General features: G+C 43.1%; 29 protein-coding genes and 6 pseudogenes. 30 read left to right on the top strand and 5 right to left on the bottom strand.

Going from position 1 to position 25,740, the window contains the following annotated elements:
* Window positions 1–8: 8 nt before the first annotated feature.
* Window positions 9–422: a CoA-binding protein gene (locus tag JCM19039_RS03465; protein WP_042424161.1), complete on the top strand. Its 414-nt coding sequence runs from the start codon at window positions 9–11 to the stop codon at window positions 420–422.
* Window positions 423–471: 49 nt separating this feature from the next.
* Here the strand turns inward: JCM19039_RS03465 and JCM19039_RS03460 are convergent, their stop codons facing one another.
* Both JCM19039_RS03460 and JCM19039_RS03455 read right to left on the bottom strand, forming a co-directional pair.
* A complete protein-coding gene (locus JCM19039_RS03460) occupies window positions 472–2,181 on the bottom strand; it encodes a GMC family oxidoreductase (protein ID WP_042423893.1) in 1,710 nt (569 codons plus the stop codon).
* Window positions 2,182–2,226: 45 nt separating this feature from the next.
* The gene (locus JCM19039_RS03455) at window positions 2,227–3,003 is read right to left on the bottom strand and encodes a gluconate 2-dehydrogenase subunit 3 family protein (protein ID WP_042423890.1); all 777 of its coding nucleotides are present in this window, start codon (window positions 3,001–3,003) and stop codon (window positions 2,227–2,229) included.
* Between the two features lie 289 nt (window positions 3,004–3,292).
* On the opposite strand from JCM19039_RS03455, the gene JCM19039_RS26275 reads away from it, so the two are divergent.
* The 11 genes and pseudogenes from JCM19039_RS26275 to JCM19039_RS03425 all read left to right on the top strand — a co-directional run bounded on the left by JCM19039_RS26275 (window position 3,293) and on the right by JCM19039_RS03425 (window position 11,205).
* Window positions 3,293–3,700, top strand: a complete 408-nt coding sequence (locus JCM19039_RS26275) for an ATP-binding protein (protein WP_255343617.1) — start codon at window positions 3,293–3,295, stop codon at window positions 3,698–3,700.
* 65 nt (window positions 3,701–3,765) lie between these two features.
* Entirely contained in the window at window positions 3,766–4,704 is a 939-nt protein-coding gene (locus tag JCM19039_RS26270; RefSeq protein WP_255343616.1) for a hypothetical protein, read from the top strand.
* Window positions 4,668–4,955 (top strand): hypothetical protein, encoded by a 288-nt coding sequence (locus tag JCM19039_RS26265; RefSeq protein WP_255343621.1) that lies wholly within the window; start codon window positions 4,668–4,670, stop codon window positions 4,953–4,955. The genes JCM19039_RS26270 and JCM19039_RS26265 overlap by 37 nt, the downstream gene beginning before the upstream one ends.
* Window positions 4,838–5,269 carry a hypothetical protein gene (locus tag JCM19039_RS26260; protein ID WP_255343615.1) on the top strand — a complete coding sequence of 144 codons (432 nt, stop codon included), beginning with the start codon at window positions 4,838–4,840 and terminating at the stop codon, window positions 5,267–5,269. The genes JCM19039_RS26265 and JCM19039_RS26260 overlap by 118 nt, the downstream gene beginning before the upstream one ends.
* Window positions 5,262–7,713: pseudogene (parC, locus tag JCM19039_RS03445) on the top strand (DNA topoisomerase IV subunit A). Before JCM19039_RS26260 ends, parC begins: the two are co-directional and overlap by 8 nt.
* Window positions 7,714–7,732: 19 nt before the next feature.
* Complete coding sequence (locus tag JCM19039_RS03440; protein ID WP_042423888.1) at window positions 7,733–8,248, top strand: metal-dependent hydrolase; 516 nt, start codon at window positions 7,733–7,735, stop codon at window positions 8,246–8,248.
* 27 nt (window positions 8,249–8,275) lie between these two features.
* Window positions 8,276–9,195 (top strand): annotated as a pseudogene (locus JCM19039_RS27715) (D-alanyl-D-alanine carboxypeptidase family protein).
* A complete protein-coding gene (locus JCM19039_RS22935; RefSeq protein WP_238544909.1) occupies window positions 9,080–9,328 on the top strand; it encodes a hypothetical protein in 249 nt (82 codons plus the stop codon). Before JCM19039_RS27715 ends, JCM19039_RS22935 begins: the two are co-directional and overlap by 116 nt.
* A 10-nt stretch (window positions 9,329–9,338) precedes the next feature.
* Window positions 9,339–10,091, top strand: coding sequence for an aminoglycoside phosphotransferase family protein (locus tag JCM19039_RS03430; protein ID WP_052398476.1), 753 nt, complete (start codon window positions 9,339–9,341; stop codon window positions 10,089–10,091).
* Complete coding sequence (locus JCM19039_RS21475; RefSeq protein WP_052398475.1) at window positions 10,061–10,276, top strand: hypothetical protein; 216 nt, start codon at window positions 10,061–10,063, stop codon at window positions 10,274–10,276. Before JCM19039_RS03430 ends, JCM19039_RS21475 begins: the two co-directional genes overlap by 31 nt.
* A gap of 2 nt (window positions 10,277–10,278) precedes the next feature.
* Window positions 10,279–11,205, top strand: coding sequence for an alpha/beta hydrolase (locus JCM19039_RS03425; RefSeq protein WP_042423885.1), 927 nt, complete (start codon window positions 10,279–10,281; stop codon window positions 11,203–11,205).
* A gap of 16 nt (window positions 11,206–11,221) precedes the next feature.
* Here JCM19039_RS03425 and JCM19039_RS03420 read toward each other — a convergent pair whose 3' ends face one another.
* Both JCM19039_RS03420 and JCM19039_RS03415 read right to left on the bottom strand, forming a co-directional pair.
* Complete coding sequence (locus JCM19039_RS03420) at window positions 11,222–11,638, bottom strand: hypothetical protein (protein ID WP_042423883.1); 417 nt, start codon at window positions 11,636–11,638, stop codon at window positions 11,222–11,224.
* Between the two features lie 45 nt (window positions 11,639–11,683).
* A complete protein-coding gene (locus JCM19039_RS03415; RefSeq protein ID WP_042423880.1) occupies window positions 11,684–12,907 on the bottom strand; it encodes an MFS transporter in 1,224 nt (407 codons plus the stop codon).
* Between the two features lie 152 nt (window positions 12,908–13,059).
* On the opposite strand from JCM19039_RS03415, the gene JCM19039_RS24170 reads away from it, so the two are divergent.
* From JCM19039_RS24170 to JCM19039_RS03355, 13 genes and pseudogenes are all read left to right on the top strand, one after another.
* Window positions 13,060–13,221, top strand: a complete 162-nt coding sequence (locus JCM19039_RS24170; RefSeq protein ID WP_193744131.1) for a hypothetical protein — start codon at window positions 13,060–13,062, stop codon at window positions 13,219–13,221.
* A gap of 22 nt (window positions 13,222–13,243) precedes the next feature.
* A pseudogene (locus JCM19039_RS27710) lies at window positions 13,244–13,860 on the top strand (RraA family protein).
* 117 nt (window positions 13,861–13,977) lie between these two features.
* Window positions 13,978–14,175 carry a hypothetical protein gene (locus JCM19039_RS03405; RefSeq protein WP_042396627.1) on the top strand — a complete coding sequence of 66 codons (198 nt, stop codon included), beginning with the start codon at window positions 13,978–13,980 and terminating at the stop codon, window positions 14,173–14,175.
* 28 nt (window positions 14,176–14,203) lie between these two features.
* The gene (locus tag JCM19039_RS25085; protein ID WP_238544908.1) at window positions 14,204–14,329 is read left to right on the top strand and encodes an FAD-dependent oxidoreductase; all 126 of its coding nucleotides are present in this window, start codon (window positions 14,204–14,206) and stop codon (window positions 14,327–14,329) included.
* Window positions 14,326–15,723 carry an NAD(P)/FAD-dependent oxidoreductase gene (locus tag JCM19039_RS03400; RefSeq protein WP_238544907.1) on the top strand — a complete coding sequence of 466 codons (1,398 nt, stop codon included), beginning with the start codon at window positions 14,326–14,328 and terminating at the stop codon, window positions 15,721–15,723. The genes JCM19039_RS25085 and JCM19039_RS03400 overlap by 4 nt, the downstream gene beginning before the upstream one ends.
* Before the next feature lie 13 nt (window positions 15,724–15,736).
* Entirely contained in the window at window positions 15,737–16,615 is an 879-nt protein-coding gene (locus JCM19039_RS03395) for a phytoene/squalene synthase family protein (RefSeq protein WP_052398501.1), read from the top strand.
* A gap of 16 nt (window positions 16,616–16,631) precedes the next feature.
* A pseudogene (locus JCM19039_RS03390) lies at window positions 16,632–18,137 on the top strand (phytoene desaturase family protein).
* Window positions 18,138–19,247 carry a glycosyltransferase family A protein gene (locus tag JCM19039_RS03385; RefSeq protein ID WP_202963183.1) on the top strand — a complete coding sequence of 370 codons (1,110 nt, stop codon included), beginning with the start codon at window positions 18,138–18,140 and terminating at the stop codon, window positions 19,245–19,247.
* A 10-nt stretch (window positions 19,248–19,257) separates the two neighbouring features.
* Window positions 19,258–19,785: a hypothetical protein gene (locus JCM19039_RS03380; RefSeq protein ID WP_042423876.1), complete on the top strand. Its 528-nt coding sequence runs from the start codon at window positions 19,258–19,260 to the stop codon at window positions 19,783–19,785.
* Window positions 19,769–20,883 (top strand): annotated as a pseudogene (locus JCM19039_RS03375) (NADH:flavin oxidoreductase). The gene JCM19039_RS03380 and the pseudogene JCM19039_RS03375 overlap by 17 nt, the downstream one beginning before the upstream one ends.
* Before the next feature lie 70 nt (window positions 20,884–20,953).
* The gene (locus JCM19039_RS03370; RefSeq protein ID WP_042423874.1) at window positions 20,954–21,271 is read left to right on the top strand and encodes a hypothetical protein; all 318 of its coding nucleotides are present in this window, start codon (window positions 20,954–20,956) and stop codon (window positions 21,269–21,271) included.
* Window positions 21,272–21,761: 490 nt separating this feature from the next.
* Window positions 21,762–22,184 carry a GNAT family N-acetyltransferase gene (locus JCM19039_RS03365; RefSeq protein WP_042423871.1) on the top strand — a complete coding sequence of 141 codons (423 nt, stop codon included), beginning with the start codon at window positions 21,762–21,764 and terminating at the stop codon, window positions 22,182–22,184.
* A 326-nt stretch (window positions 22,185–22,510) separates the two neighbouring features.
* Window positions 22,511–22,924 (top strand): hypothetical protein, encoded by a 414-nt coding sequence (locus tag JCM19039_RS03355; RefSeq protein WP_193744130.1) that lies wholly within the window; start codon window positions 22,511–22,513, stop codon window positions 22,922–22,924.
* Window positions 22,925–23,079: 155 nt separating this feature from the next.
* On the opposite strand, the pseudogene JCM19039_RS25080 reads toward JCM19039_RS03355, so the two are convergent.
* A pseudogene (locus JCM19039_RS25080) lies at window positions 23,080–23,160 on the bottom strand (recombinase family protein); the annotation flags it as partial.
* Window positions 23,161–23,473: 313 nt separating this feature from the next.
* Here JCM19039_RS25080 and JCM19039_RS03350 point away from each other — a divergent pair.
* The 5 genes from JCM19039_RS03350 (at window position 23,474) to JCM19039_RS25075 (ending at window position 25,661) form a co-directional block, all read left to right on the top strand.
* The gene (locus JCM19039_RS03350) at window positions 23,474–23,989 is read left to right on the top strand and encodes a PadR family transcriptional regulator (RefSeq protein WP_042423866.1); all 516 of its coding nucleotides are present in this window, start codon (window positions 23,474–23,476) and stop codon (window positions 23,987–23,989) included.
* Between the two features lie 70 nt (window positions 23,990–24,059).
* Window positions 24,060–24,263, top strand: coding sequence for a hypothetical protein (locus JCM19039_RS24165; protein WP_042423864.1), 204 nt, complete (start codon window positions 24,060–24,062; stop codon window positions 24,261–24,263).
* A gap of 1 nt (window position 24,264) precedes the next feature.
* The gene (locus JCM19039_RS03340) at window positions 24,265–24,750 is read left to right on the top strand and encodes a CPBP family intramembrane glutamic endopeptidase (RefSeq protein ID WP_042423861.1); all 486 of its coding nucleotides are present in this window, start codon (window positions 24,265–24,267) and stop codon (window positions 24,748–24,750) included.
* A gap of 592 nt (window positions 24,751–25,342) precedes the next feature.
* A complete protein-coding gene (locus JCM19039_RS22930; RefSeq protein ID WP_081834297.1) occupies window positions 25,343–25,561 on the top strand; it encodes a DUF4158 domain-containing protein in 219 nt (72 codons plus the stop codon).
* Window positions 25,488–25,661, top strand: coding sequence for a M23 family metallopeptidase (locus JCM19039_RS25075; RefSeq protein WP_238544906.1), 174 nt, complete (start codon window positions 25,488–25,490; stop codon window positions 25,659–25,661). Before JCM19039_RS22930 ends, JCM19039_RS25075 begins: the two co-directional genes overlap by 74 nt.
* The last annotated feature ends 79 nt before the right edge of the window (window positions 25,662–25,740 follow it).

Genomic DNA, 25,740 nt, shown 5'->3' with positions numbered 1-25,740 from the left:
TGATTCATGTGAAAATGGAAAACCCTTCAAGAGAAGAGATCGGTCGGATTTTAAAGAATGCAAAACGCATTGCGGTTGTCGGTTTGTCTGATGATCCGTACCGAACGTCCAACAGTGTGTCCCTAGCGATGCAAGACGCTGGTTATGAAATCATTCCAGTCAATCCGATGATTGAGAAAGCATTGGGCGTAAAAGCAGTCGATTCACTTGAAGACATTAATGGACCGATCGATATTGTGAACGTATTTCGACGAAGTGAATTCGTGACAGAGGTTGCCAGAGAGGCGGTTCGTGTGAATGCAAAGGTATTTTGGACGCAACTTGACGTTGTGAGTGAAGAAGGTTATCAAATTGCTAAAGATCATGGCATGGACGTCGTAATGGATCGCTGCATCAAAGTGGAGCATAGCATTACCGTATAAAAAACGGAAAGCGCCAACGTTAACGGCGCTTTCCGTTTTTAAAATTGAATTAAACTAATGGACCTGGGTTATCTAAATACTGCAAAATGCCTTCGGCTGCTCGGTAAGAAAGCGCGCCAACTGTAGGGGTTGGGTTGTAACCACTGTTGTGAGGGAACGCTGAAGCACCGACAACAAACAAGTTTTCACAATCCCACATTTGCAAGTAATTGTTCACCGCAGACGTTTCTGGTTCCGCGCCCATAATGACTCCTCCGGTGTTATGGGTCGTTTGATAAGGCATAATGTTGTAGTCGCCAATGTCTGGATTCGAAGCCACTTCATTGGCACCCATCTCTTGCATAATCTCTTCAAGTCTAGCCGTTTGATGAGCAGCGAGATTGCGGTCTTGTTCCGTAAAGTTATACGTCATGCGCAGAAGCGGGTCTCCGAGCGCATCCGTGTAGGTCGGATCTAAATCTAAATAGTTGTATCGATACGGAAGGCTAGCTCCTTGTGAGCCGAGCGATAACGTTCGATAAAAGTGGTGAGCGGAGGCTTGCTTGAATTCACTCCCCCAATTTGGTGTACCTGGAGGCACGGGGTTCGTACTGATCGGACGAATACCCGTTTGGGTGAGTTGGATCGTTCCGCCGTGAAGGAAATCAAGGTCGGAATGGTCAAAGTTGTCCGCATTGTAATCATCAACTTGTCCACCGAGCGCACCAGCACCAGCGTACAAATTAAACTGCTGGTCAAAGAATCCTTGAGCACTAGCCATAATTTGATAGCAGTAGTTTTTCCCGATCACGCCCGTGTTTGTGTCTGGATCAAACGGTTCACCGATACCTGATTGCAACAGCAAACGCGTATTGTTCATCACATAAGTAGTCAAAATCACAAGATCAGCAGGTTGAAAGAATTCTTCTCCTGTTCGAGTATCAACGAAGTACACACCGTCCGTCCGCTCTCCGTCATAAGAGACTGAGCGCACATTCGCATGCGTTCGAATCTCAAAATTTCCAGTTTCAACAGCTGTCGGAATTACGGTTATGAGTGGATCGGATTTCGCTTGATAATCACAACCAAACCGCTCGCAAAATGAACAGTACATGCATTGGTTAATCGTCTTACCATCTGGATTCGTATAGGCTTCAGAAAGGTTAGCTGAAGCACTCATATATGGGTGGAGCCCTAAGTTCTCCGCAGCTTCGTGAAAAAGTCGAATCGATGGTGTTTTTTTCATCGGTGGAGTAGGAAAATCACTTGAGCGTTCAGCGGTCATTTCATTGTCTTCACCTGACGTGCCAATCGTATCGTCAAAGTGTGAGAAATGCTCTTCAATTTCGTCATAAGAGATTCCCCAGTCTTGTAAGTTCATATCTTCTGGAATACGGTCTTCACCGTAACGGTCAATCGTTTGCGAGCGAATTTCAAAATCATAAGGGAAAAACCTTGGGCATTGGCCATTCCAATGAATACCCGCGCCCCCGAGGTCCGTTCCTAGAAGAAACGAACCCATCTGACGCATTGGAAGTGCTCGCATATCTCGGTCATTTCGAAAACTTAACGTTTCTTTCGAAAGATCTTGCATCAGTTCATAACGAACCGCATAGCGCAGTTCATCTTTTTGCATGATAAAATCATTGATTTTGCGCTCGCTACCGCGCTCCAAACCGATACATTCAATCCCAGCTTTAGCTAGTTCTGAAGCGATGATGCCTCCAGACCAACCGACGCCAACGACGGCGACTTGTTTTCTTGGCAATTCTGTTGCCATAATCGTTCACCTTTCCTTTCAGATCATCACAAGAACAACGTTTGTTTACGTATGATGTGCGTGTAAACTTACAGGTTCCATTTCTACGAACTCTTCAGACTCGATGACGTCAAAGAACGCCATTTGCCCACCTGGATACTGCTTCATTCTCCAACCGTCCATGTTTAGGTTTCCGCCATACACTGGGTCAGAGTAAGCGCCTTCCAATGTAGAGGAGCGTAGCATCGCAAAGAAAGCATCTGAAGTGACGCCAGTCATGTCAACTTCACCTTGCTCAAAAGCGCCGAGAATCTCGTCTTGGGCTTCCCCTTCTAAATCAAAAAAGGATTCGTCATGCTCACTCTGTGCGATTTCTTGCAGTTTGGATACGCCATACAGGAAAACTTCTCTTCTTCTCATACCTGTTTGTGGACCTTGAGTAGGAGCGCCTTCAAAGAAAGGCCCTTCCATGTATTCTCGGGAATTAAAGCCATACTCTCCTGCCAATTGCTTATCAATGAAATAAGGAATGGCCAATGAAATCGCTCCAGGACCGATATCGTCCTCTGGAAAAATCCTTTCCACAGCTGCACTTAGCACCCGGAAATCTTCCGCTCGTTTAAAGAACATCCGAGCTTTCGTTAATTGTTCTGCATCTTGGGGTTCATCACTGTTATTGGCGGTAGGGGATACAGATTGACCATCGTCCATAAATGTGTTGGTGATGAGGCCACCTAAAAGGCCACCCCCGACGACCCCGCCAACGACAAGACCACTGTTTTTCAAGAAGTCTCTTCGGGTAACGCCATCTGCTTTCGTGTCATTGTTTTGCTCTTCAGCCATTTTAATCACTCCTTTATGTTTGGAAGTCTACACAATTGCCTTTTTACTTTTGCCCAGTTATGGGTAAATTTACTCAAAAAAGTATCATCTCGGACAGAAAAGATAAAAAATGCCAAAAAAATTCGAACGACTTTCGGACGGAAAAACAGGTGTGATATGAAATAGAGCTTGAAAACATACGTTCTTAACATGTATTGTATAGAGAGTAGATAAGGCATTGTGGCGCGAATCGCCAGCTGCCAAAACAGTTTTTTATTCATGTTGGATTGGAAAGGGGCCTCATAGATTCGTGAGTCAAGATATGAACAAGACACTTGAATATAATGATGATGCGATCCAAGTCCTCGAAGGTTTGGAAGCGGTACGTAAGCGACCGGGAATGTACATCGGTAGCACAGACACACGCGGACTTCATCATCTCGTATATGAAATTGTAGACAATGCCGTTGATGAAGCAATGGCAGGATATGGAAAGCGTATCGGGGTGACCATCCACTCCGATGATAGCATTACAGTGCAAGACGAAGGCAGAGGTATGCCTGTAGGCATGCACCGTACGGGTCGTCCGACCCCGGAAGTGATCATGACCGTGTTGCATGCCGGGGGTAAATTCGGACAAGGCGGTTATCAAACAAGTGGAGGGCTTCATGCGTTGGTGCTTCTGTCGTCAATGCGCTTTCCTCATCACTTACGCTAACGATTCACCGAGATGGCCATTCCTACCGTCAACAGTTTGTTAACGGTGGCATTCCAGAAACGACATTGGAGAAGATCGGAAAAACGAAGAAAACAGGAACGACGGTACATTTTAAGCCTGATGACCAAATGTTTCAAACGACCAACTACCAATTTGAATCGTTGTCTGAACGCCTTCGCGAAAGTGCGTTTCTCCTCGGTGGAACGGCGATCACGTTAACAGATGAACGTGCGGGCAAAGAAGTCGAAGAAACGTATCAGTATGACACGGGCATTGATGCCTTTGTTGAATATTTAAACGAAGATAAGGACGCGCTTCATCCAGTTGCTTCTTTTTCTGGAAATCATCAAAGCATTGAAATTAACTTTGCGTTTCAGTTTAACGATGCCTACACCGAAAATATATTGTCATTTGTGAATCATGTTCGCACACGCGATGGAGGTACGCATGAATTTGGAATGAAAGCTGCGTTCACTCGGGCTGTGAATGAGCATGCGAGAAAGTTGCAACTTCTTAAGCAAAAGGATAAGAACTTGGATGGGAATGATATCCGCGAAGGCCTTACTGCCGTGCTGTCGATACATATTCCTGAAGCACTATTGCAGTTTGAAGGTCAAACGAAAAGTAAACTCGGTACACCAGAAGCAAGAGCGAGCGTGGATCAACTGCTGTCCGAGAAGCTCGTGTATTTCTTTGAAGAAAACCCAAAACTTAGTACGCAGCTTATAAAGAAAGCAATTAAAGCCCAAGAAGTGCGTGAAGCTGCACGAAAAGCCCGAGAAGAAGCACGTAGTGGGAAGAAAAATAGCCGCAAGGATGCACTGCTCAGTGGCAAACTTACCCCAGCGCAATCGAGAAATCCAGAGAGAAATGAACTGTATTTAGTAGAGGGTGATTCTGCTGGAGGCTCTGCTAAACAAGGGCGAGATCGAAAGTTTCAAGCGTCTTACCTCTTCGTGGAAAAGTCATTAATACCGAGCGAGCAAAGCTCGATGACATCATGAAAAACGAAGAAATTCGTACGATCATATACAGCATCGGCGCGGGTGCGGGTACAGACTTTTCACTGGAAGATAGCAACTACGATAAAGTGGTTATCATGACCGATGCAGATACAGACGGGCTCATATTCAAGTATTGTTGCTCACGTTTTTCTATCGGTACATGCGTCCCCTCGTCGAAGCAGGCAAAGTGTTTATTGCTCTGCCGCCGCTCTACAAAGTTGAAAAAGGAACAGGAAAGAAACAAAAGCTAGAATATGCTTGGGACGAGGAAGGACTGAAAAAAGCAATTCAGTCTGTCGGCAAAGGGTATACGATCCAGCGCTATAAAGGTCTTGGAGAAATGAATGCCTCTCAACTATGGGAGACGACGATGGACCCAGAAACCCGTACGCTCGTTCGAGTAAGCATTGAAGACATTGCTCGGGCGGATAAACGTGTGTCCACGCTAATGGGTGACAAAGTGGAACCACGCCGTAAGTGGATTGAATCCCATGTTGCGTTTGGATTGAATGAGGAAACGAATATCCTCGATAATGAAATGTTAATGTCAGAGGAGGATGACTAAAGTGCATGAAGCGGAAAAGTATTTAGACTTGCCCCTTGAGGAAGTGCTGGGTGATCGGTTTGGAAGATACAGTAAATATATCATTCAAGAACGAGCGCTTCCCGACGCAAGAGATGGACTAAAACCGGTGCAAAGAAGAATTCTTTACGCGATGTTACGGGACAACAATCTTTCTGACAAACCTTTTAGAAAAGCTGCGAAAACCGTCGGGAACGTCATTGGTAACTATCACCCCCACGGGGATTCTTCAGTGTACGAAGCACTGGTGAGAATGAGCCAATCATGGAAGATACGCAATGCGCTTGTCTCCATGCACGGAAACAATGGCTCAATTGACGGAGATCCACCTGCTGCCATGCGGTACACAGAAGCGCGGTTGTCGGCATTAGCAGAAGAAATGCTTCGCGATATTCAAAAAGATACGGTGCAGTACATTCCAAACTTTGATGACACCGAAGAAGAGCCGTTGTTTTGCCGGGTCATTTCCCGAATTTACTCGTAAACGGTTCAACCGGAATATCCTCGGGTTATGCAACGGACATTCCTCCTCACAACCTCGCGGAAGTGATTGACGGTGCGATGCTTGTTTTGGATCGACCGACTGCGAATGTCGACGACTTAATGACTGTCATCAAAGGTCCTGACTTCCCTGGTGGTGGAACCATTCAAGGAACAGAAGGGTTAAAACAAGCATATGAAACAGGTAAAGGCAAAGTTATTCTCCGTGCGAAAGTAGACGTTGAGTCGTTACGCGGCGGGAAAGAGCAGCTTGTCATTACTGAGATTCCTTATGAAGTTGTTAAGGCGAGCTCGTCAAGCGTATGGATGAAATTCGGTTTGACAAAAAAATCGATGGCATTGCTGAAGTTCGTGACGATACGGATCGAACAGGGCTTCGAATTGTTGTTGAGCTAAAAAAAGAAGCCGATGCAAAAAGCATTTTGCATTACTTATATAAGCATACTGACCTGCAAGTGAACTACAATTTCAACATGGTAGCCATATCTGAAAAAACGCCTAAGTTAATGGGCTTAAAAGCGCTTCTCGTATCTTTTTTGGATCATCAAAAACAAGTCGTGTTAAATCGTAGCCAGCACGATCTTAATCAAGCACAAAACCGTGCGCATATCGTTGAAGGGTTGATCAAGGCAATTAGTGTATTGGATGAACTGATTGCACTTATTCGCCAGTCTAAAGACAAACGCGATGCAAAAGAGAACATTATGGAGCGCTTTGGGTTTAGCGAACCACAATCAGAAGCGATTGTGAACTTGCAACTGTACCGCTTGACGAACACGGATATTCAAACGTTACAAGAGGAAGCAGCAAAACTACAGGAGACGATTGAACAACTCCGACAAATCATTGAGAACCCGAAGAAGCTCATCCAGACGATCAAGAAAGAATTGAAACAAATTCAAAAGACATTTAAAGATGAGCGACGAACCATTGTACAAGATGCCGTTGAAGAGTTAAAGATTGATATGCAAACGATGATTCCACAAGAAGACGTTATTGTTACGGTAAGTCGTGAAGGGTATATAAAGAGAACGAGTGTTCGGTCATTCACTGCATCCAACGGCGAACGGCCCGGGATGAAAGATACCGATGACTTGCAGTTCTTTAAAGAGATGAACACGACGGAAACGTTGCTCATCTTTACGGAAAAAGGACAATACATGTATATCCCTGTGCATCAAATTCCAGATATTCGGTGGAAAGATACCGGTCAGCATATCGCAAACCTTGCCAATGTGGCCGCGGACGATCGGATTGTTCGAGCGATGCCAATTTCGGAGTTTAAAGACGATCACTATTTATTGTTTTTCACTAAAAATGGGATGGCAAAGCGGTCCTTATTAAGTGAGTATCAGTCTCAGCGATTTGCTCGGGCACTCATTGCGATTAAGCTAAAAGGTGATGATCGAGTCGTTCATGTCTCGCAAACCGATGGCACGCATGAGGTAATGATGTTTACGCAAAAAGGTTATGGACTCAGATTTAAGGAATCAGATGTAAATGTTGTCGGTCAGCGTGCTTCAGGTGTAAAAGGAATGTCACTTAAAGAAGATGATTATGTCGTTTCTGCATTCACATTTCTTGAGCAATCGCTTCGTCACGTACTGCTCATGACCCAACGCGGGGCGGTAAAGCGAATGAAAGTGAGTGAATTCCCAGTAGCAAGCCGAGCGAAACGGGGGCTCACGATGTTGCGAGAATTGAAGAAAAGCCCACACACGACGGTAGGGGTGTATCCGAATACAGACGACCTTCACGAAGTGATGGTATTTACCGACAAAAACGACATGTTGAAGATTGCCGACTTACCAATTAAAGATTATGACCGCTATCAGACAGGTTCTTATTTGGTGGATACAGAAACAAATGGAGAAGTCGTCGACGTGTGGCCATATATTCATCATGAACTGACGAAAGAAGAATAATATAGAACGGAGAACAATTATGAAAGCCGGTACGCATCTCGTCGGGGCGCTGGCCCTTGCCGCAGCGTATGATACATTTGCTCCAGACAACTGGGCCACTGCCGCAACAAGTGTCGAATTGGCTGTTTACGGTGGAGCAGCTCTCTTTGGAGGGCTGCTCCCTGATATTTGTCAGCCGAATTCAAAAGCGGGCAGTCGTGTGTCGTTGCTATCTACAACCATCCGGCGCCTGTTCGGACATCGGACCTTCACACACAGTCTTATTTTTTTACTGATCATTGGGGTTGTTGTTGGTTTAATCCCAGGCCAATTTGGCCTCATGCTGCAAGTCGGAATCATGCTCGGGATGATTAGTCATTTTTTATTGGATATGCTTACTTCCCGTGGGATTCAACTTTTCTATCCAATCAACCAGACCGTCCGCTTTCCTTTTCATACAAGAACGGGATCATTGCTAGGAGAGGGAAGTGTGTGGGTTGTGTGCGTTCTTTGGGTTAGCTATTACACATTAACGGTTATGGGTGTGATTCACTAGTCACACCCAAATGAGCGTTGTCGAACAATGACAATTGTCATATACTATGTGGATAAGGTCTTATGTAAAAGAGGAGAGCTGATGCAAACATTTTTGAAGTCACTTCTTTGTTTCTTCATCGTGACTGTATGTTTTTCAACGTTTGGCGCACAAGCGGCTACTGATGGGTTGAGCCTAAAGAAACTCACGCCTCCAGAAAAGTCTAATATTTCAATGCTTTCAGACGTTAACCCGCGTGACATTGGTGCTGACGCTGCCATTGTCATTAATGCCGATAACGGTCAACTCGTGTGGCAAAAGAACGCCAGACAACCGTTGCCTCCTGCGAGCATGTCTAAAATGATGAGTATGTACTTGTGTTGGAAGCAGTTACTCATGGAGAAGTCGATCGCGATGAATTTGTGACGATTAGTGAGACGGCAGCTGAAACCGGGGGAAGTACGATGTACCTTCAAGATGGGTCAGAATGGCAAATTCAAGATTTGTTTTCAGCGATGGCACTCGCTTCTGCAAACGATGCGACAGTGGCACTTGCTGAGCATCTGGCTGGTTCGGAAGCAGCGTTTGTTGATCGGATGAACAAAAAAGCAGAGGAATTAGGCTTGTCCACCCACGCCAATTTCGTGAACAGCCACGGTCTTCCCCTTGATGGTCGGGGTACTGAATCAACACTTACGGCAGAAGATACAGCATTGCTAGGTTTTTATTTGTTGCAACATTTCCCGGAAGTGGTTGAATTGACGAAACAGCCCTTTTTTTCTCTTTCTTTTACGAATGAACGATTTATTAATACCAATCAACTACTTGAACGTGAAGATGATTGGAACGAAGATGGAGAGTGGCCAGACGACTCATTTCTCATGGAAGTTGGCATGCAGGAATGGATGGTTGAAAACAGGTTATACGAGAGCGGCAGGATATGCATTTATTGGTACCGCAGAACGTGAAGGGACGCGACTGATTTCTGTTGTGATGCGTACGAATAGTTCAAGCGAACGCTTCAAACAAACCGAACAACTACTGGAAGCTGGTTTCTCCCATTATGCGAAGGGAAGCTTGCTTACTTCAACAAACGATTAAGGGGTACGGTATGGAAATAAAATCACTGATCAGCGCATTTGGTCTTAATGAAACGCATTCGCCCGAGAGTCTGTACGCATATGCGCCGGTATATCGAGTCGGAGAATACGTGATTAAGAAAACCCAAAGCCCATTAACCAACGCAAAACGGCTCATGCAGTTTACGACGTCACTTAAGGCAGCAGGTGTGAGAATTGTAACGCCTGCCTTACTTTCGTCACCAAACCCTATACAGATTGGTGACGATTGCTTAGTCGTGTACCCTTTCATAAAGGGGGATGCATATACCGGCACACGAGAGCAAATTCGAGAAGCCGGAAAGCTACTCGGACAAATCCATCAACAATCTGAAGGTCAAAATATGTGGAAACTTCCGGTATACGATGTGTTTGATTTTTATCACTATGAGGTAAAAGAAAGTATGGCAAAAATTCGTGCGCATGCCATTCGTGCGCAGTCTCAGATCCCTCTCGACCAACTCCAGCAAATGTTTGCGGTCGCGGTCGACGCTCAAAGCGAGCTCGGCAATGCACCGCTCAAATACGTGTTAACCCCACATGATTATAAAGCGAACAACCTACTCTATACCGATTCATCACCGGTACTCATTGACCCTGATAATGCCGGTTACGTACCTGCCATTTTTGATCTCGCGTTGGTGTTATTATTATTCCATAATGAAATGGCTTCTGCCCTCATCGTGCATTTACTCCGGATGAATGGGCGTCGTTTATGGAAGGGTACAATGAATACTACGAAGTAGGCGCATCAGACCTTCCTTGGTGGCATCAAGCAGTTAAACACGTATTTCTTGACGAAGTGATGTGGTTAATGGCAGAAGTGGAAGAGGATTGGGCGCGTCAAGAGCAAGTGAAAAGATTTGAAAGTGCAGTCAGTATCGTCCAAAATATTGACCAGTTTCGAATCGACGGGAGAAAAGAGGAATAAGAATGAAGAAAAAAGGCTGGCTAGCTGGTGGAGTTGCAGCCGCCGCAGGTTTGATTGGAGCGGGTACATATTTTTACTCTGTCGCGATCAAACGAGCGCCGAAAGATTTTTTGGAAGGTAGTGCAGATTTGCAAGATGACTTTTTTGAGCATCAGGATGTAACGGATGATTGGTTGCGGGATTACGATGCTGTTGAAGTGAATGTTCAATCCACGGACGGTTTTCGTCTTCATGGGTTTTATATTAATGGTGACATTACGCTAGGAAAAACCGTCATTATCGCCCACGGCTATGCAGGACAAGCTCAAGATATGAAAGATTGGGCTCAGATGTATGTAAAAAAAGGATACAACGTGCTGCTCCCTGACGCCCGTGGTCACGGGAAGAGTGAAGGGAATTACATCGGTTTTGGCTATCATGAACGTGAAGATTACGTCTCTTGGGTCAATTGGATTGGAAGACGGCGACCGAACGACAGCATTATTTTACACGGTGTGTCAATGGGCGCTGCGACAGTGCTCATGACGAGTGGTGAAAGAACGCTATCCGAGCAAGTAAAAGCCGTTATTTCCGATTGCTCATTCTCTTCCTTAAGCCCTTTGCTCGCTTATCAACTGCAACGGATGTATAAACTGCCTCGATACCCACTCGTTCCTTTAACGAGTGCGATTACGAAAATGCGTGCAGGCTATTCATTTAAAGATGCGTCCCCGGTAGATTTTGTTCAGCGTTCTACACTACCAACGCTATTCATTCATGGAGGAGACGACTCTTTTGTGCCGACGTCGATGGTGTATGAGTTGTATAAACGAGCAGCTGGTGAAAAAGGACTTTATGTTGTCGAGGGTGCTGAGCACGGGAATTCCTATCATACCGATCCACAAGAATATGAGGATCAGGTTTTTTCATGGATCTCACAGCACAGTTAACGATCGTACCGAGCAATTACATGCCGAGCAGCGGACGTAGTTGCTCGGTTTCGTTTTCAGTAAAGCTAAAATGAGCATCGTTGTTTTCTGTATATTGAAAGCTTGCAACCCCTTGTTCAGAAAGCCAAAGATGGTATTTGATGCCGTCGAAATCGAGTAAATACGGAGGGTCAACCGTATCAACAACACTCGGTTGACTCTCTTTCTCTCTTTCAACGATTAATCCTTGGATGGATTGAACGGTGTCGGTGTCACGAAATGTCACGACGTGCTCGCCGACCTCTCTGAAGCTAACCATTTCATATAACGCGACCGAATCGATATGAGCAGTAGCTAGTGTCGATTCATAATCATCTGAATACGGATCACTCGTATCGGTACACGCTGCGCATAAGATTATGAGAAAAAGAACCGCTAGCCGTTTCCAACTCATTGCAACACCCCTTTTTTCGATTAGACGGTGAACGGTCTTTCATTGTTACATCGTTTGATTTTGACGATTTCGACGCGCAACCGCCCGTTGCTTAATAAATAAATCCAGTGACAACAACACGAGAGCCGTACCGACGACGAAGTAGACAAACTGGACGCCAAACAGTTCAGCCTTTACTCCACCGAGCAATAAGCCAAAAATCGATGCACCGCTCGTTACGCTTGAAATCGCACCGAATATGCGACCCGTACTTTTGACAGGAATCGTTTTTTGCACGTAAATTTGAAACGACACAAGCACACAACCAAAAGCTCCTCCGCCAAACAAAAAGCAAATGGGGATCAATACCATCATTAATTCCTCAGGTAGTACACTTACGACTAAGATGAATAAAAAGGAACACCCTAATACGCCTGTAGCAACGCGTTGATATTTTTCAAAATGCACAAGTGGTTTTTTGCTCAAGTAAAACGCTGCAATGAGTGTTCCGAACCCACTTGCCGCTATCGCCATTCCTAACGTCTGCTCAGCGGAATGCATCGTTTGAGTGAGAAAGATCACGAGTTGAGAATCGACGAGTTGTAAGAAAAACATGCACGTTGCAAGTACCATTAAGCCGGTGTAAATAGAGGTGTGAGCACGGATTTCTCGGAATCCTTGGCTGAACGAAACCGCGGGTTTTTCTTCTGTTTGCTCAATTGGTACACTCTTATTTAAAAATAAGAGTGTGAGCACAGATAGAACATAACTTCCGCTAATAAACAAAAACAAAGACTGGGTAGAGAAGAGTACGAGCAGGAAGCCGGAAAGCGAAGGACCGAGTACTTTGCTTGCATTGTCGATCATTCCACTAATTGCAACGCCTTGTTGCAATTGGTCGTCACTTAGTATTTCTTTGAGCTTTCCGTTTTTTGCAGGAATAAAAAGACTGGAGAACGTACTAAGCAAGCCCATGATAATCATCAATTGCCACATGCTAAAAACGGCAAACGGAACGCATAAGACGACCACTGATCGGCCGATATTCGAAAGGATAATCACTCGTTTCCGGTCAAACCGATCACTCAGACTTCCAGCAATCGGAGAAATAAGAAGTTGAGGTAAGATGAACGCAAGCATTAAAAGCGACATTTCAATAGAACTCGCATTCAGATGAACGCCTGCAATCGTGAGGGCGGAGAGGAGAAACATCCAATCTGCAAACGAGGAAAATGTTTGCGATGCAATCATCAGTCCATACGGTTTGTTGCGCCAAACGGTTTCTGTCACGATAAACGCTCCTTAACGGTTGCTTTCTTTAGACAACGTAACAAGCGAAGTGATTGACGAAAAAAAATCAAAAACTTGTAAGCCTTTCTAGATTCTACAGTGACTCGAGTATGATACATTGTGAATACATCTAGAACAGGAGGATTTTTCTCATGAGTGAAGAAAAAGAAAAGAACAAGAAGATTGCCGCTAGAATTGGGATTGGTTTTTTGATCGGTATGGTCGTTGGATTGCTCATTAACAATCTCGCAGTCGGCATCGGCTTAGGGCTATTATTTGGTGTTGGATCTGTCGCATTTAAAAAACCAACGTAAACGTAAAGGAGTGAACGAAAACATGTCTACGTGGGAATCATTTAAAGAGTTGCCGACGACAGCGATATCTGATGGTTTGTCAGGTTTGAATCATATGAGTCAAGGGATTTTTCCGCTAACCGCGTCGTGGCACACAGCGGGACGAGCGTTTACTGTCAGTATTCCAGGTGGTGAAAATGTGAGTGTGCTCGAGGCGATTGGAGCTGCGTCACCTGGTGATGTGCTTGTTATTGACGGTAAAGGAGAACGAAATGCTGCGATTGCCGGGGATTTCATCATTGGGCTCGCAAAAACGAAGAAACTTGGCGGAATTGTTGTTAATGGCGTTATCCGGGATCTTTCCGATATACAAGCGCTTAATTTCCCGGTCTTTTGCTAGGTACTACGCCTGCAGCAGGGAAAAAGAATGTCAGAGGACAACTGCAAATACCCATTTCTGTTTGCGGGGTTGTTGTTCACCCAGGAGACCTCGTTGTCGCAGACAGAGATGGTGTCGTCGTTGTTCCAAAATCGCAAATGGAAGAAGTCTATCGAGCGGCAATGAACAAATTAGATAAAGATGAGCAACGAGCAAACCATATTGGAGAAGATCCTTTAAAAGTCGACGAATACATTCGGTCTGTTTTGTCAAAACAGTAAGGAAAGAAGAGTATTTTACTCTGAAAAGGTTTTAAAATGAACAGAAGGGGAATGGCACTTTATAACAGTGAATAAAGTAGCGATACAATCCATCTAAATTGTGAGGTGCACATTTCTATGGTGAAAATATCCCATATTAAAAATGTATTAGATGCAATGAAAATTGGACAGTCTCAAGTATACGAGCATGACTATGTAGGAATTGGCCGAGCATTTGATGAGCATCGTCTCGCCGATCAAGGGGACGCACAGATCGATTTAGAAACATTTATCGTTTCACATGTACACGCCTTAAGAAATCCACAATCAGAGTAATTGAAACGAATGGAGCGGTAAATGATCCATGAATAAGAAAAATGTAATCGTCATTGGTGCAGGCGTAGCAGGCCTAGCGAGTGCCATTCGCCTTCAGCACGCCGGCTACCAAGTTGACTTATATGAAAAAGAATCGACCCTGGTGGTAAGATGAACGTCATTAAACAAGATGGCTATCAATTTGACCTCGGGCCAAGCATCGTTATGATGCCTGAATTGTATCGAGAAGTATTCGAACTTGCAGGTAAAGATCCTGATGACTACATACCGATGGAGCCGATTGATCCATTGTATTCTGTATTTTTCGGTGAAGAAAAGGATGACCATCACGAAGTGTCTACAGACCTCGTCAAATTAACGGAGACGTTAGAAAATATTAGCGAGGAAGATACCCAAGGATTTTTCACGTACTTGGAAAAGATTTATGAGCGGTTTCTTGTTGCAAAGAATCACTTTATCCAACGCCCATTTCGAAACGCTTCGGATTTTTACACACCGGCGATGATTCGCCAAGGGTTGAAGTTGAAAACATTTGGAAGTGCAGATCGTTTTATTAGTAAGTACATTAAAGATGAGCGGCTCAAGCACATGATTAGCTTTCAAACACTTTATATTGGTATCTCGCCTTTTCAAGGGCCGTCTTTATATACGATCATTCCGATGATTGAGATGTTGTATGGGGTATGGTTTATTAAAGGTGGCATGCATACGATGGCTACCTCGATGGAAAGATTGTTTAAAGAACTCGGCGGACGTGTGCACTACAACACGAATGTCGAAGAAATTGTCATTCACAATCAGCAAGCAGAAGGCATTCGTGTAAACGGACAAGTGATAAATAGCGACTTTGTCATGTGCAATGCCGACTTCCCTTACGCAATGAAAACGCTCGTACAAGATGTGAAGGCAAAAGGGAAGTATACCGACAAAAAGATCGACAGTATGAAGTATTCATGTTCGTGTTTCATTATGTATCTCGGAATGGACCGAAAATATGACGATGTGAAAAACGTCCATAACTTCGTTTTTAGTGATGATCTAAGAAAAAATTTGGACGATATTTTTAGTGGAGAGCGTTTGCAAGACCCGTCATTCTATGTGTACATTGGCTCCAAAATGGATGCGGAACTTGCCCCTGAAGGTAAAGATGGGTTATACATCCTCGTGCCCGTTCCTGAGCTTTCCACTTCCAAAGATCAATGGGACGAAGAAACGATTGCTTATTACCGCAATCACATATTGCAGTCATTAGCAAAAATGGAGCCGTTCAAATCCGTTGAGGATGAGATTGTATCTGAATCGTATATGACACCGATTGACTTTAGAGACAAGTTTAATGCATACAACGGCGCATGCTTTGGCTTGAGGCCAACGCTTCCCCAAAGCAATCATTTACGTCCGCAAAGTAAAGCAAAGAACTGCGAGAACTTATATTTTACGGGTAGTAGTACACATCCTGGTGCAGGGGTGCCGATTGTATTGCTTTCCGCAAAGATTGCAACAGAGGAGCTGCTCTTAGATGACAGAGGAACACGGGCAACTTCTTAAGGGAGGGATCGGTATGACGAATCTAGCACAGCTTGAACGGGACTATACCTATTGTGAATCCATCATTAAAGAGAATTCGAAAAGCTTTTATTTCACATTTAAGCAATTGCCTAAAGAGAAAGCGAAGGCTGTCTTTGCCATCTATACGTTCTGTCGATTTGCAGACGATCGTGCTGACCAACATGCACCGGCGAGTAAACGATTACATGATGTAGATCAACTGGAGCATGATTTAAGCTTGTTCCAAAAAGGGTATGTGATTAATCAACCGATGTGGCGAGCTCTTCGAGACGTATTTCAACGTTACGAAATGGATATTCAGCCGTTTTTCGATCAGATTAAGGGTCAGCGCATGGATATTGCTTTTGAGCGATTAGAAACGGTGGAAGACGTTGAACAGTACAGCTATTATGTTGCGGGCACAGTCGGATTAATGTTGCTGCCAATTATCGCAAGTGAGACGGATCGCGATTTAACGTCTCAAGCAATTAGCCTCGGTATCGGTATGCAGTTTACGAATATTCTCCGGGATATAGGCGAGGATTATCGTGAGATGTCGCGCGTCTATTTACCTGTACAAGAAATGAATCGATTCGCTTACACGATTGAGGATTTATCAACATCAACGATTAACGACAACTTCATTATGCTTTGGGAACAAATGGCCACACGCGCAGAAAGTCGCTACGATGAATTTATGAGCGTGCTTCACCATTTTGATAGTGACAGCCAATTACCTGTCGGTTATGCGTCTACCGTTTACCGTGCCATTTTAAATGCGGTGCGAGACAATGACTATCAATGTTTTACGACAAGAAATTATGTACCAAAAGAAGAAATGATTCGACTTACGGGAGAGTTATCACTCGAGACTGTTCAGTCCGAATCATGAATGGAGGCAGACGAGTGTGACAACCTCGAAGAAAATCGTCGTTATCGGCGGTGGGCTAGGCGGCATATCAGCTGCAATTTCACTTGCACAATCAGGATTCGACGTCTCTCTTTACGAGAAGAATGCCCATTTAGGTGGTAAGCTTAATCGTTTGGAACAAGACGGATTCGGTTTTGATCTCGGTCCGTCGATTTTAACGATGCCGCGGATTTTTGAGCGGCTTTTTCATCGTAGTGATAAACGCATGAGTGACTATGTTACGATATCCAGGTTAGATGTGGAGTGGCGTTCATTTTTTCCTGACGGTGTAAAGATCGATCTGCACCAGAATCTACAACAGATGTTTTCCGAACATAATCCTTCGTTAACGGCTGAAGATAAGAAAGACTATGAAAAGCTGTTGGCTTACTCCAAAAAATTATACGATGTAACAGAGAAAGGGTATTTTGGCAGAGGAAGTGACAACGTTCGTGATATTCTCAATCATCATGGAATGAAAGAGACGTTAACGCAATTTGATCTTTTTCATTCAATGTTTGACGGCATTGATAAGCGGATGAAAAACCCACACTTACGGGATATGCTGGCGTATATGATTAAGTATGTTGGATCCTCACCGTACGACGCTCCGGCAATATTGAACATGCTTCTTTATATGCAACATAAAGAAGGCGCATGGTACATACACGGCGGAATGCACAAGTTAGCAGATGCTCTCGTCCGTTTAGGAAAAGAAGTAGGGGTCGACTTTCATCCATCGACAGAGATCACACGGTTACATACACAAGATCATCACGTTGTAGGCGCTAAGCTCGCAAACGGTGAACAGATTCATGCGGATTATTTCGTATCCAATATGGAAGTGATTCCTGCGTACAAACATTTATTGCAAGAGGATGAACCGTTTGTAGAAAAATTAGAAAAAAAAATTCGAGCCTTCTAGTTCGGGTATAGTCATGCACATCGGTGTGAATCGGACGTATCCCGAGCTCGCTCATCATAATTTCTTTTATCCAGACAACCTTAAAGAACAAATGACGCGGATTTTTCACGATAAGCAACTGCCTACAGATCCGACGATTTACCTTGTGAATGTAAACAAAACAGACCCTTCACAAGCACCTGCTGGGTGCGAAAACATTAAAATTCTCCCGCACATCCCGCCGATCCAAGACCGTCCGTTTACAACCGCTGATTATGAAGCATTTCGCGATGTTGTGCTCACAAAGCTGGAGCGGATGGGGTTGGAAGATTTAAGAAAGCACATTATTACAGAAGACTTCTGGACGCCTGAAGATATTGAACGCAATTATTATTCCCATCGAGGTCAATCTACGGAACGGTCTCTAATAAAAAACGAAACCAAGGATTCAAACACCCGAAACAGAGCAGCAAATATCGAAACCTTTACTTTGTTGGCGGTACGGTAAATCCAGGTAGCGGGATGCCAATGGTTACACTGAGCGGTCAACAAGTTAGCGAACGTATCGTTCAAGCTGAACAGGGGGCGAACGATGATTGAGTGGGGCTAATCGTTAGTTTTGCTTTCGTTTTTATGGCAACTGTGAGTTGTTTGCTCATGCTTTGGCGCATGCCTAAAATTGCAGATGAACCGCATGAAACGTCTCGCGAAGCACAAGTATCCATTATTATCCCAGCTCGAAATGAAGAAAAACGGCTAGGCCCACTACTCGCGTCCATTCAGCCTAAAAGTCGCCCGAACGTGGAAGTGCTCGTCATTGACGACGACTCTACCGATCAGACAGCGGATCTTGCCCGCTCATTTGGAGCACGGGTGATTGCCAATACACAAGTGGAAGACGGTTGGATTGGTAAATCTGCGGCATGTTGGCAAGGAGCAACCACCGCGAGTGGTGAAATTTTATTGTTCCTGGATGCAGACACGCGCTTTTACAAAAACACGAGCATAGATGAGCTCATCGGTGCTTATCAAACGTCGGGTTCCCGCGGCATCCTCTCCGTACAACCGTTTCATACGGTTACAAAGCCATTTGAAAACCTATCCTTTATTTTTAATATGATCGTAATGGCAGGGATGAATGTATTTACCCCGTGGTCTTTTAAAGGAGCGGGCTCGTTTGGGCCATGTATCGTGACGAACCGTACAGATTATTTCGCTTCGGGGGGACATAAGAAGATTAGCGGAGCAGTGATGGATGATTTGGCACTCGGTGAGGCTTACCAGCACGTTGATTTGCCTGTCGACTGTTTCAGTGGTAAAGGTTTGATCCATTTTCAAATGTATCCTGAAGGGTTGCGACCACTTATTGAAGGATGGACAAAGAATTTCGCAACCGCATCACAATCGACGCACCCCTTCGTCACAACACTAATCAGCCTGTGGATTAGCGGTGGGTTTTTAGCTTTGCCTGCACTCGTCCTTTCCCTAGTCGTTGGGAATGTTGTTTTTGTCGCAATGAGTGTACTGTTGTTCGCACTGTTTACGTTGCAACTGTATACGGTCGGTCGGCAGATTGGAAGATTTCACTGGTGGGTATATCCACTGCATTTTTTCTTCTTTGTTTTCTTTACCCTATTATTTATGCGGTCAGTCTATTATACAAAAGTGAAGCAAACGGTCACTTGGCGTGGTCGGAAAATCCGAGTGTAGGGGGATTTTTATGCCACTTGTAGAACTTTCATTCGTTTGGCTTCTCGTCGTAAACATTGTGGCTTGGGGTTTCTTTCATATCGCCGTTTCTTACGCAATGCTAAAAGTTCCAGATCATTTTTTTCAAAAGAACCTCCGCTTATTACGTATCGGAAGTTGGGAGCGAGAAGGGGAGATTTGGCAATCTCTAACACGCGTAAAGAAGTGGAAACATATCGTTCCTGACGGTGCAAAAATGTTTGAGGGTGGTTTTGAAAAGAGGGAATTGCGAGACCGGAGTATTGGTTATTTTGACAACTTTATCACGGAATCAAAACGTGCGGAAGTTACTCATTGGTTAAGTATTTTTCCTGCAGCTTTATTCTTTTTATGGAATCCATTATGGGCAGCTTGGCTCATGGTCGTTTATGCACTCGTGATCAACGTACCCATCATTATATTGCAACGCTTCAACCGTGGTCGGCTCTTGAGAGTCGTGAGAATGAAAAAACGAAAACGAGCAAAAGAGGGGACTTACGAACATGAACAACTTAGGTAGCATACTACTCGAACACGTACCGTTTAAGAACAGTCAGTTGCAAAGTCGAATTGCAATGGCTCCGATGACAAGAATGTTTTCACCAGAAGGCATCCCAGGTGAAGATGTGGCTAGTTATTACGCAAAACGCGCGACCAACGGTGTCGGCTTAATCATTACCGAAGGCACAGCAATCAATCATCCAGCGGCGGTTATGTCTGAAAATATTCCACGTTTTCATGGTGATGACGCGCTCCAAGGATGGAAACAAGTTGTCTCCGAGGTTCATCGAGCCGGCGGTAAGATTATTCCACAACTTTGGCATGTCGGGGCAGCGAGAAAAGCAGGTAGTTTGCCAAACCCCTAAGCAGCTCCAGTAAGCCATCTGGCTACAGCTTAAAAGGGGAACCGGTAGAAGGAATTCATGAGTTAACTGAATCCGATATTGAAGATTTAGTAAACCAATATGCAAATGCGGCCAAAGATGCAAAAGACATCGGTTTCGATGGGATTGAACTTCACGGGGCACACGGATACTTGATTGATCAGTTTTTCTGGTCACGTACAAATCACCGTACTGATCGATATGGTGGATCCCTTGAAAAACGAATGACGTTTGCCATTGATATTGTGCGTGCGTGCCGAGCAGCTGTAGGCCCTGAATTCCCGATCGTTTTTCGCTTTTCTCAATGGAAAGGCGCTGATTACGAAGCAAAGATTGCGCGCAATTCCCAGGAATTATCTACGTTTTTGAAGCCGCTTGTTGATGCTGGTGTTGATGTTTTCCATTGCTCCACTCGTCGCATTTGGGAAACGGAGTTCCCGGAGGAAGACAGTGAGCGGAACTTAGCTGCCTGGACAAAACATTTGACGGGGAAACCGGTAATTGCTGTCGGTTCAATTGGTATTGACCGCGCATACCGAAGCGAAGAAGTCCATGCCCCGTCCATCACTGACAACATCAATTGGACTGAGGAGCAGATCAGACAAGGTCATTTCGATTATGTTGCCATCGGTCGCTCCTTACTTGCAGATTCAGCGTGGCCAACAAAATTAAAAGAAGGCCAACTTGATCAAGTCATTCCTTATTCAAAAGAGCGCGAAAACGAACTTATCTAAAAGGTTTACCCGATTGTCATTTGCGGTATAGAAGTAGAAGAGAGACACACCAACAGGAGGGAGAAGCACCATGAACAAATATACAACAACGAAGCGTAGCAACCAACCGATTGCGGTTTTGGACAACGAAGGGAACGTTAGTGAAGAGAAGGTATTAAAACAGCTGGAACAGATGCACGAGCAGTTATTGCTACTGCCGTGGAAGTCACATCGTGTGCAAGAGGGAAACAATCAATCATACACACTCGAACTATTTGAAAAAGACAATCAATCGGGTCATCTCGTCTATCGTGTAGAAGTTAAGCAACAAACGAATGATGCGGAAGTTTCCATTACCGGTGGTCGCGGGGTTGACGTATTCCGACAATGGCCAGCCAAATTCCGCTAATTATATATTTGAGTGTTTATATTTGATCATTGTACTAGGTCTATGCTATGGTTAACTTGTGCTTCAAATATTGGTAAGCGCTAGACCACCTTTTGTTTGACCCTACCAAGTAAACCGTCCAGCCTAGGGCGGTTTTTTCTTGTTTTACCTGTGATGCTAATTGAAGAGGGTATCCGAACACAACCTAAATTTCACATACCATAGATTGAATTAATCGTTTATTTCGAATAGTATAAAGGGGGAAGTCGCTATATACACTCTATGTAGGGGAGTATTGAAAAAGCCATCGTTTTACGATTGATTTTTAGTGCCCTCGGTGGCGTTATTTTAATACTTGTTTTATACACGTTTCTTGATTTGCTGTCATTGAACTTTGAAACTGCTCAAACAATTTACTAGGATTTATCGTAGGCTGGTTACTTCTCATTTATGTCGAATTGCACAAAATCTCTACATCAATGAACAAACAGTAAACATTGGAGTTGAAGGAATGAACATTTCATACAGTAAAAGCAAAACGTTACCTCGTGCAGACGTGCTCGCTCTTTATAAAGATGCAGGCTGGACGGAATATACGAAAGATATATCCACTCTAATGGCTGGGATCGAACAATCATTAGCGATCGTGTCAGCATGGCACGAAAACCGATTAATCGGTCTTGTACGAATCGTAGGTGATGGAGAAACGATCGTTTATATTCAAGATCTTCTCGTATTACAAACGTACCAACATTCAGGAATAGGGTCATCACTGCTAACTAAAGTGATTAACGACTTCAAGCACGTGCGACAACTCGTATTGTTAACCGACGATGAACCTGCGGTGCGTTCTTTTTACAAAAAGCACGCATTCACATCTTGTGATCAAGGAAGCTTAGTCGCATTTGCCAAACTAAATCATGTGGAGAGGTGAGCAGCTTGCTCGGTGTATTACAAAGACATGGGTTGAAAATTCTTATCGTGTATGGCGTTTACTTTATCGTGACCACACCGATCATTTTTTGGGTCCCTTCACCTCAAAATCTATTCACTAATATTCTTTTGTCAATCGTTGCATTTTCCATCGTCATCATGTGGGCAAGGAAGAGCAGGGATCATGAACAGTGGGTATAGTAACTCATACAATTATAGAGGGAAGTTATAAGGCAAGTTATCGAATGAAAAATTTGAAAAAACATTCTTAACTAGGAGTGTAAAATAGAACTTGACGTCTAAAGCAGGATTTGGGAGGGGCATCTGATGATTGATGCAAAGTGTGAACCAGTCAGTGTAGAGTTTCCATTGAGAGGGGAGTGGTATTGTCCAAACACACCAGGCAGTAAAATTCCAAGTCACGGTACGAACCGATTTGGATCAAGGTATGCGTATGATTTCGTTCAAGTAGATTGGAAACGAAAGGGTCGGCCAGCCTATCGAACGAATATTGGGCAGTATTTATTTTTTGGTGTGCCAATAGAGAACTATTATTGTTGGGGTCTAGAAGTGTTTGCTCCTTGTGACGGAATCGTTGTTAAAGCAGAGGACGGGTTTAAAGAGCGAGCGAAAACGAAGTGGCTTTCAGATCTGTATAGCGCTCGTAAATATGCTCATAATTTTAATCCGAATAAAGATGACACTCAATCCGTTGCTGGTAACTATATCATTATGGGGTAAAGGTAGCATCTGACGATACTACCGCCATTTCTCCTTAAACCACACTTGAGTAGTAACGCCACTCAAAATAAAGCATTGAGCTAGGAGCTCTGTGCTTCTTTATATTTCTTCATGATTTTATAAAACATGTTTTTCTTCAGCTTTAACATATCCATAATGCGACGTCCCTCAACACCCCTTTCCAACATTTTGTGTAACTGAAGCTGTTCATTCTGTTCTTTAGTGTTTACCCGTATGTATCCATAAGTAGCAGCCTTGTTTCCTCCCCCTTATGTTTTTTGCTACCCTCAATGTACGTTTCTTGTTTATAAAGGTAAACGGTAGACATAAACGTTTATAAATGTTTTTAACCATATTTATAAACATGATATGCCACATTTTGATCAATGCGTTCTTCTATTCCTTAAAGGCATACTTTTATAAACGTTGGCAGAGATCTATTACTGAATAGGAGCATATAACGAAAAGTTGTGATTACTTCGCCCATTGACATTCTTAGTATAACAGTATAGTATGAATATACAAATTTGAATATACAAAGGTGATATTATGGCGAAATTATTGGTTCTCGCTTTATTAGGGATACAACCGATGTCAGGATACGATATTAAAGAAACACTGAAAAGTATGGATGCTGAACGATGGAGTGGACTACTTATTGGGTCAATTTATAATGCGCTCAATAAACTGGAAAAAGAAGGATACATTGAAGTCAGCCATATTGAACAAACTGGCCATCGCCAGAAAGCGATTTATGCAATTACAAATAGAGGAAAGGAATATGAAAAGCAACTCATAAAAGAAGCGTTAGAAAAACCATTGAATCCATACCCTACGCAATTGTATTCTGGATTTTCCTTTATGGAAAAGTTGGATAGAGATGAAGCACTTGCAGCATTGCGAAAGCAACAAAAAAATTTGGAAGAAGAACACGAAATAGTATCTTATGGATTAAAAGTAAAAAAAGAGAACCTCTCCTCTTTTGCCTTGCTTGTTTTTGAACACATGTTTGAAACCATAAAGCTACAACAAAAATATATTAATAAAGCGATCAAGTTACTGTGAAAAGAAAACGAATCAATTGGAATAAATCTATTTTGGTTTATGTTATTTGAATGAAAAATTTGGAGGTAATATGAAATACTTTAAATTAGGCATTTTTACTATCTTGATGTTACTTGTCACTTGGTTATTATTCATAGTAACTGAGAATCCAATATTTAATTTTAATATTTTTGATAACACTGCTTTAAATTATCATTTAAACTATCAACTCAGTGGATTAATCGTAGCGGCTTTAGCTTTATTATTGATTTACATATTTGCGGATAAAATTTAAATTGGGTTATTTAAATTTTAATCGTAAGGGCAAGATGAAACCTTCATTTTTATTAGGCGAAGGAAAATGGGAACACGATGCTTTGGGTATAGGCATAATAATGGTAGCTATCATGGGAGTGGTAGCATTTTTACAAACGTATGCGGTAGGGTTTGATTTTAGCTTAGTAGCTTTATTAATGGTTATTCCATTAGCAGCAACAAACGCTTTTATTGAAGAAGTAATTTTTAGACTTCCGTATGTGACAATGGGAGATAATGAAACGAATTCTTCTGTATATGGTTTAATTATGGGATCTGCTATATTTGGGATTATCCATTATTGGGGTGTTGCCCCGAATGGAATATTTGGTGTGTTAATATCAGCGTATTTAGGATATTTCTTAGCGAAGTCTATTCAAGAAACAAAAGGATTCTATTGGGCTTTTATGATACACTTTATGCTCGATGTAGTAATTTTGATATTTATATTTAATGTTGCTACATAGTCAACAATTTAAACACACTAGCCATCGTCAGGAAGAAATTTATGCAATTACAAATAGAGGAAAGGTATACGAAAAGCAACTCATAAAAGAAGTGTTAGAAAAACCATTGAATCCGTACCCTACGCAATTGTATTCTGAATTTTCTTTTGTCGATAAGTTGGATAGAGATGAAGCACTTGTATCATTGCGAAAGCAGCAAGAAAAGAAGCTTAAAAAGTGAATCCTTCTCCATTTACGCTTCTCGTTTTTGAACACATATTTGAAACCATAAAGCTACAAAAAAATATATTGATAAATCGATCAAGTTACTGGAACAACAAAACGTAAATACTTATTCCCTGTGCCAGGGAGTTTAAAAATAATTTTATAGTCAAAATTGAATATACAATATTAATTGAGGAGGAAATGTTAGATAACATCAGTTCACTTGGTCTTCAGCTAGCTATGCGAATGCGTAATTGAGGAATAACATTGAAGCTCAATCAAAAATTGAGAGGAATGAAACTTTTAGAATGACAGAAGAAGAACTCGTTGAAATCTTTATATTACTGCCAGCTGAAAGACAATTAATAAACAATAAAAGGAATACAACATGCCTTGGCTTGGCTTTGCTTTGCTTTTGAAATATTTTCAACAGGAAGCACGATTCCCTAAGGATCCGTCCAACATTCTATTTCGTGTTGTTGCGTTCATAGCAAAACAGCTCTTACCGCACAGCCATTTCAGAACTATCACGTATGTTAGAGTTCAGTTTTACTGTTTTTGCTGCATTCGTGCATTTTCAGACCGGGTCAATACAAGTTTCAGCTGATCAGCGAGTAAATCAAGGAGAGTTGATTGGTAGAGTCGGACATTCTGGTATTTCCTTTGCTCCACATTTACATTTTCAACTAATGGATCATCATAACTAGCTATTGCAAACGGATTACCGTGCGTGTTTGAGCACTACGAGCGATTTGAAAATGGGTTATGGGAAACAGTAAACAACGG

Origin of the sequence: Geomicrobium sp. JCM 19039, assembly GCF_000698145.1 — a bacterium.
Lineage (GTDB): Bacteria > Bacillota > Bacilli > Bacillales > Marinococcaceae > Geomicrobium_A.
The sequence above is the reverse complement of the archived record's forward strand: the minus strand, read 5'-3'. Positions and strand labels throughout refer to the sequence as shown.

Excerpts from the sequence above, each read along its gene's own strand:
- JCM19039_RS03460 (WP_042423893.1), bottom strand. The coding sequence starts at position 2,181 with ATGGCAACAGAATTGCCAAGAAAACAAGTCGCCGTCGTTGGCGTCGGT.
- JCM19039_RS03455 (WP_042423890.1), bottom strand. The coding sequence starts at position 3,003 with ATGGCTGAAGAGCAAAACAATGACACGAAAGCAGATGGCGTTACCCGA.
- JCM19039_RS03440 (WP_042423888.1), top strand. The coding sequence starts at position 7,733 with ATGAAAGCCGGTACGCATCTCGTCGGGGCGCTGGCCCTTGCCGCAGCG.
- JCM19039_RS22935 (WP_238544909.1), top strand. The coding sequence starts at position 9,080 with ATGGAGAGTGGCCAGACGACTCATTTCTCATGGAAGTTGGCATGCAGG.
- JCM19039_RS03430 (WP_052398476.1), top strand. The coding sequence starts at position 9,339 with ATGGAAATAAAATCACTGATCAGCGCATTTGGTCTTAATGAAACGCAT.
- JCM19039_RS21475 (WP_052398475.1), top strand. The coding sequence starts at position 10,061 with ATGGAAGGGTACAATGAATACTACGAAGTAGGCGCATCAGACCTTCCT.
- JCM19039_RS03425 (WP_042423885.1), top strand. The coding sequence starts at position 10,279 with ATGAAGAAAAAAGGCTGGCTAGCTGGTGGAGTTGCAGCCGCCGCAGGT.
- JCM19039_RS03420 (WP_042423883.1), bottom strand. The coding sequence starts at position 11,638 with ATGAGTTGGAAACGGCTAGCGGTTCTTTTTCTCATAATCTTATGCGCA.
- JCM19039_RS24170 (WP_193744131.1), top strand. The coding sequence starts at position 13,060 with ATGAGTGAAGAAAAAGAAAAGAACAAGAAGATTGCCGCTAGAATTGGG.
- JCM19039_RS03405 (WP_042396627.1), top strand. The coding sequence starts at position 13,978 with ATGGTGAAAATATCCCATATTAAAAATGTATTAGATGCAATGAAAATT.
- JCM19039_RS25085 (WP_238544908.1), top strand. The coding sequence starts at position 14,204 with ATGAATAAGAAAAATGTAATCGTCATTGGTGCAGGCGTAGCAGGCCTA.
- JCM19039_RS03400 (WP_238544907.1), top strand. The coding sequence starts at position 14,326 with ATGAACGTCATTAAACAAGATGGCTATCAATTTGACCTCGGGCCAAGC.
- JCM19039_RS03395 (WP_052398501.1), top strand. The coding sequence starts at position 15,737 with ATGACGAATCTAGCACAGCTTGAACGGGACTATACCTATTGTGAATCC.
- JCM19039_RS03380 (WP_042423876.1), top strand. The coding sequence starts at position 19,258 with ATGCCACTTGTAGAACTTTCATTCGTTTGGCTTCTCGTCGTAAACATT.
- JCM19039_RS03370 (WP_042423874.1), top strand. The coding sequence starts at position 20,954 with ATGAACAAATATACAACAACGAAGCGTAGCAACCAACCGATTGCGGTT.
- JCM19039_RS03365 (WP_042423871.1), top strand. The coding sequence starts at position 21,762 with ATGAACATTTCATACAGTAAAAGCAAAACGTTACCTCGTGCAGACGTG.
- JCM19039_RS03355 (WP_193744130.1), top strand. The coding sequence starts at position 22,511 with ATGATTGATGCAAAGTGTGAACCAGTCAGTGTAGAGTTTCCATTGAGA.
- JCM19039_RS03350 (WP_042423866.1), top strand. The coding sequence starts at position 23,474 with ATGGCGAAATTATTGGTTCTCGCTTTATTAGGGATACAACCGATGTCA.
- JCM19039_RS24165 (WP_042423864.1), top strand. The coding sequence starts at position 24,060 with ATGAAATACTTTAAATTAGGCATTTTTACTATCTTGATGTTACTTGTC.
- JCM19039_RS22930 (WP_081834297.1), top strand. The coding sequence starts at position 25,343 with ATGCCTTGGCTTGGCTTTGCTTTGCTTTTGAAATATTTTCAACAGGAA.
- JCM19039_RS25075 (WP_238544906.1), top strand. The coding sequence starts at position 25,488 with ATGTTAGAGTTCAGTTTTACTGTTTTTGCTGCATTCGTGCATTTTCAG.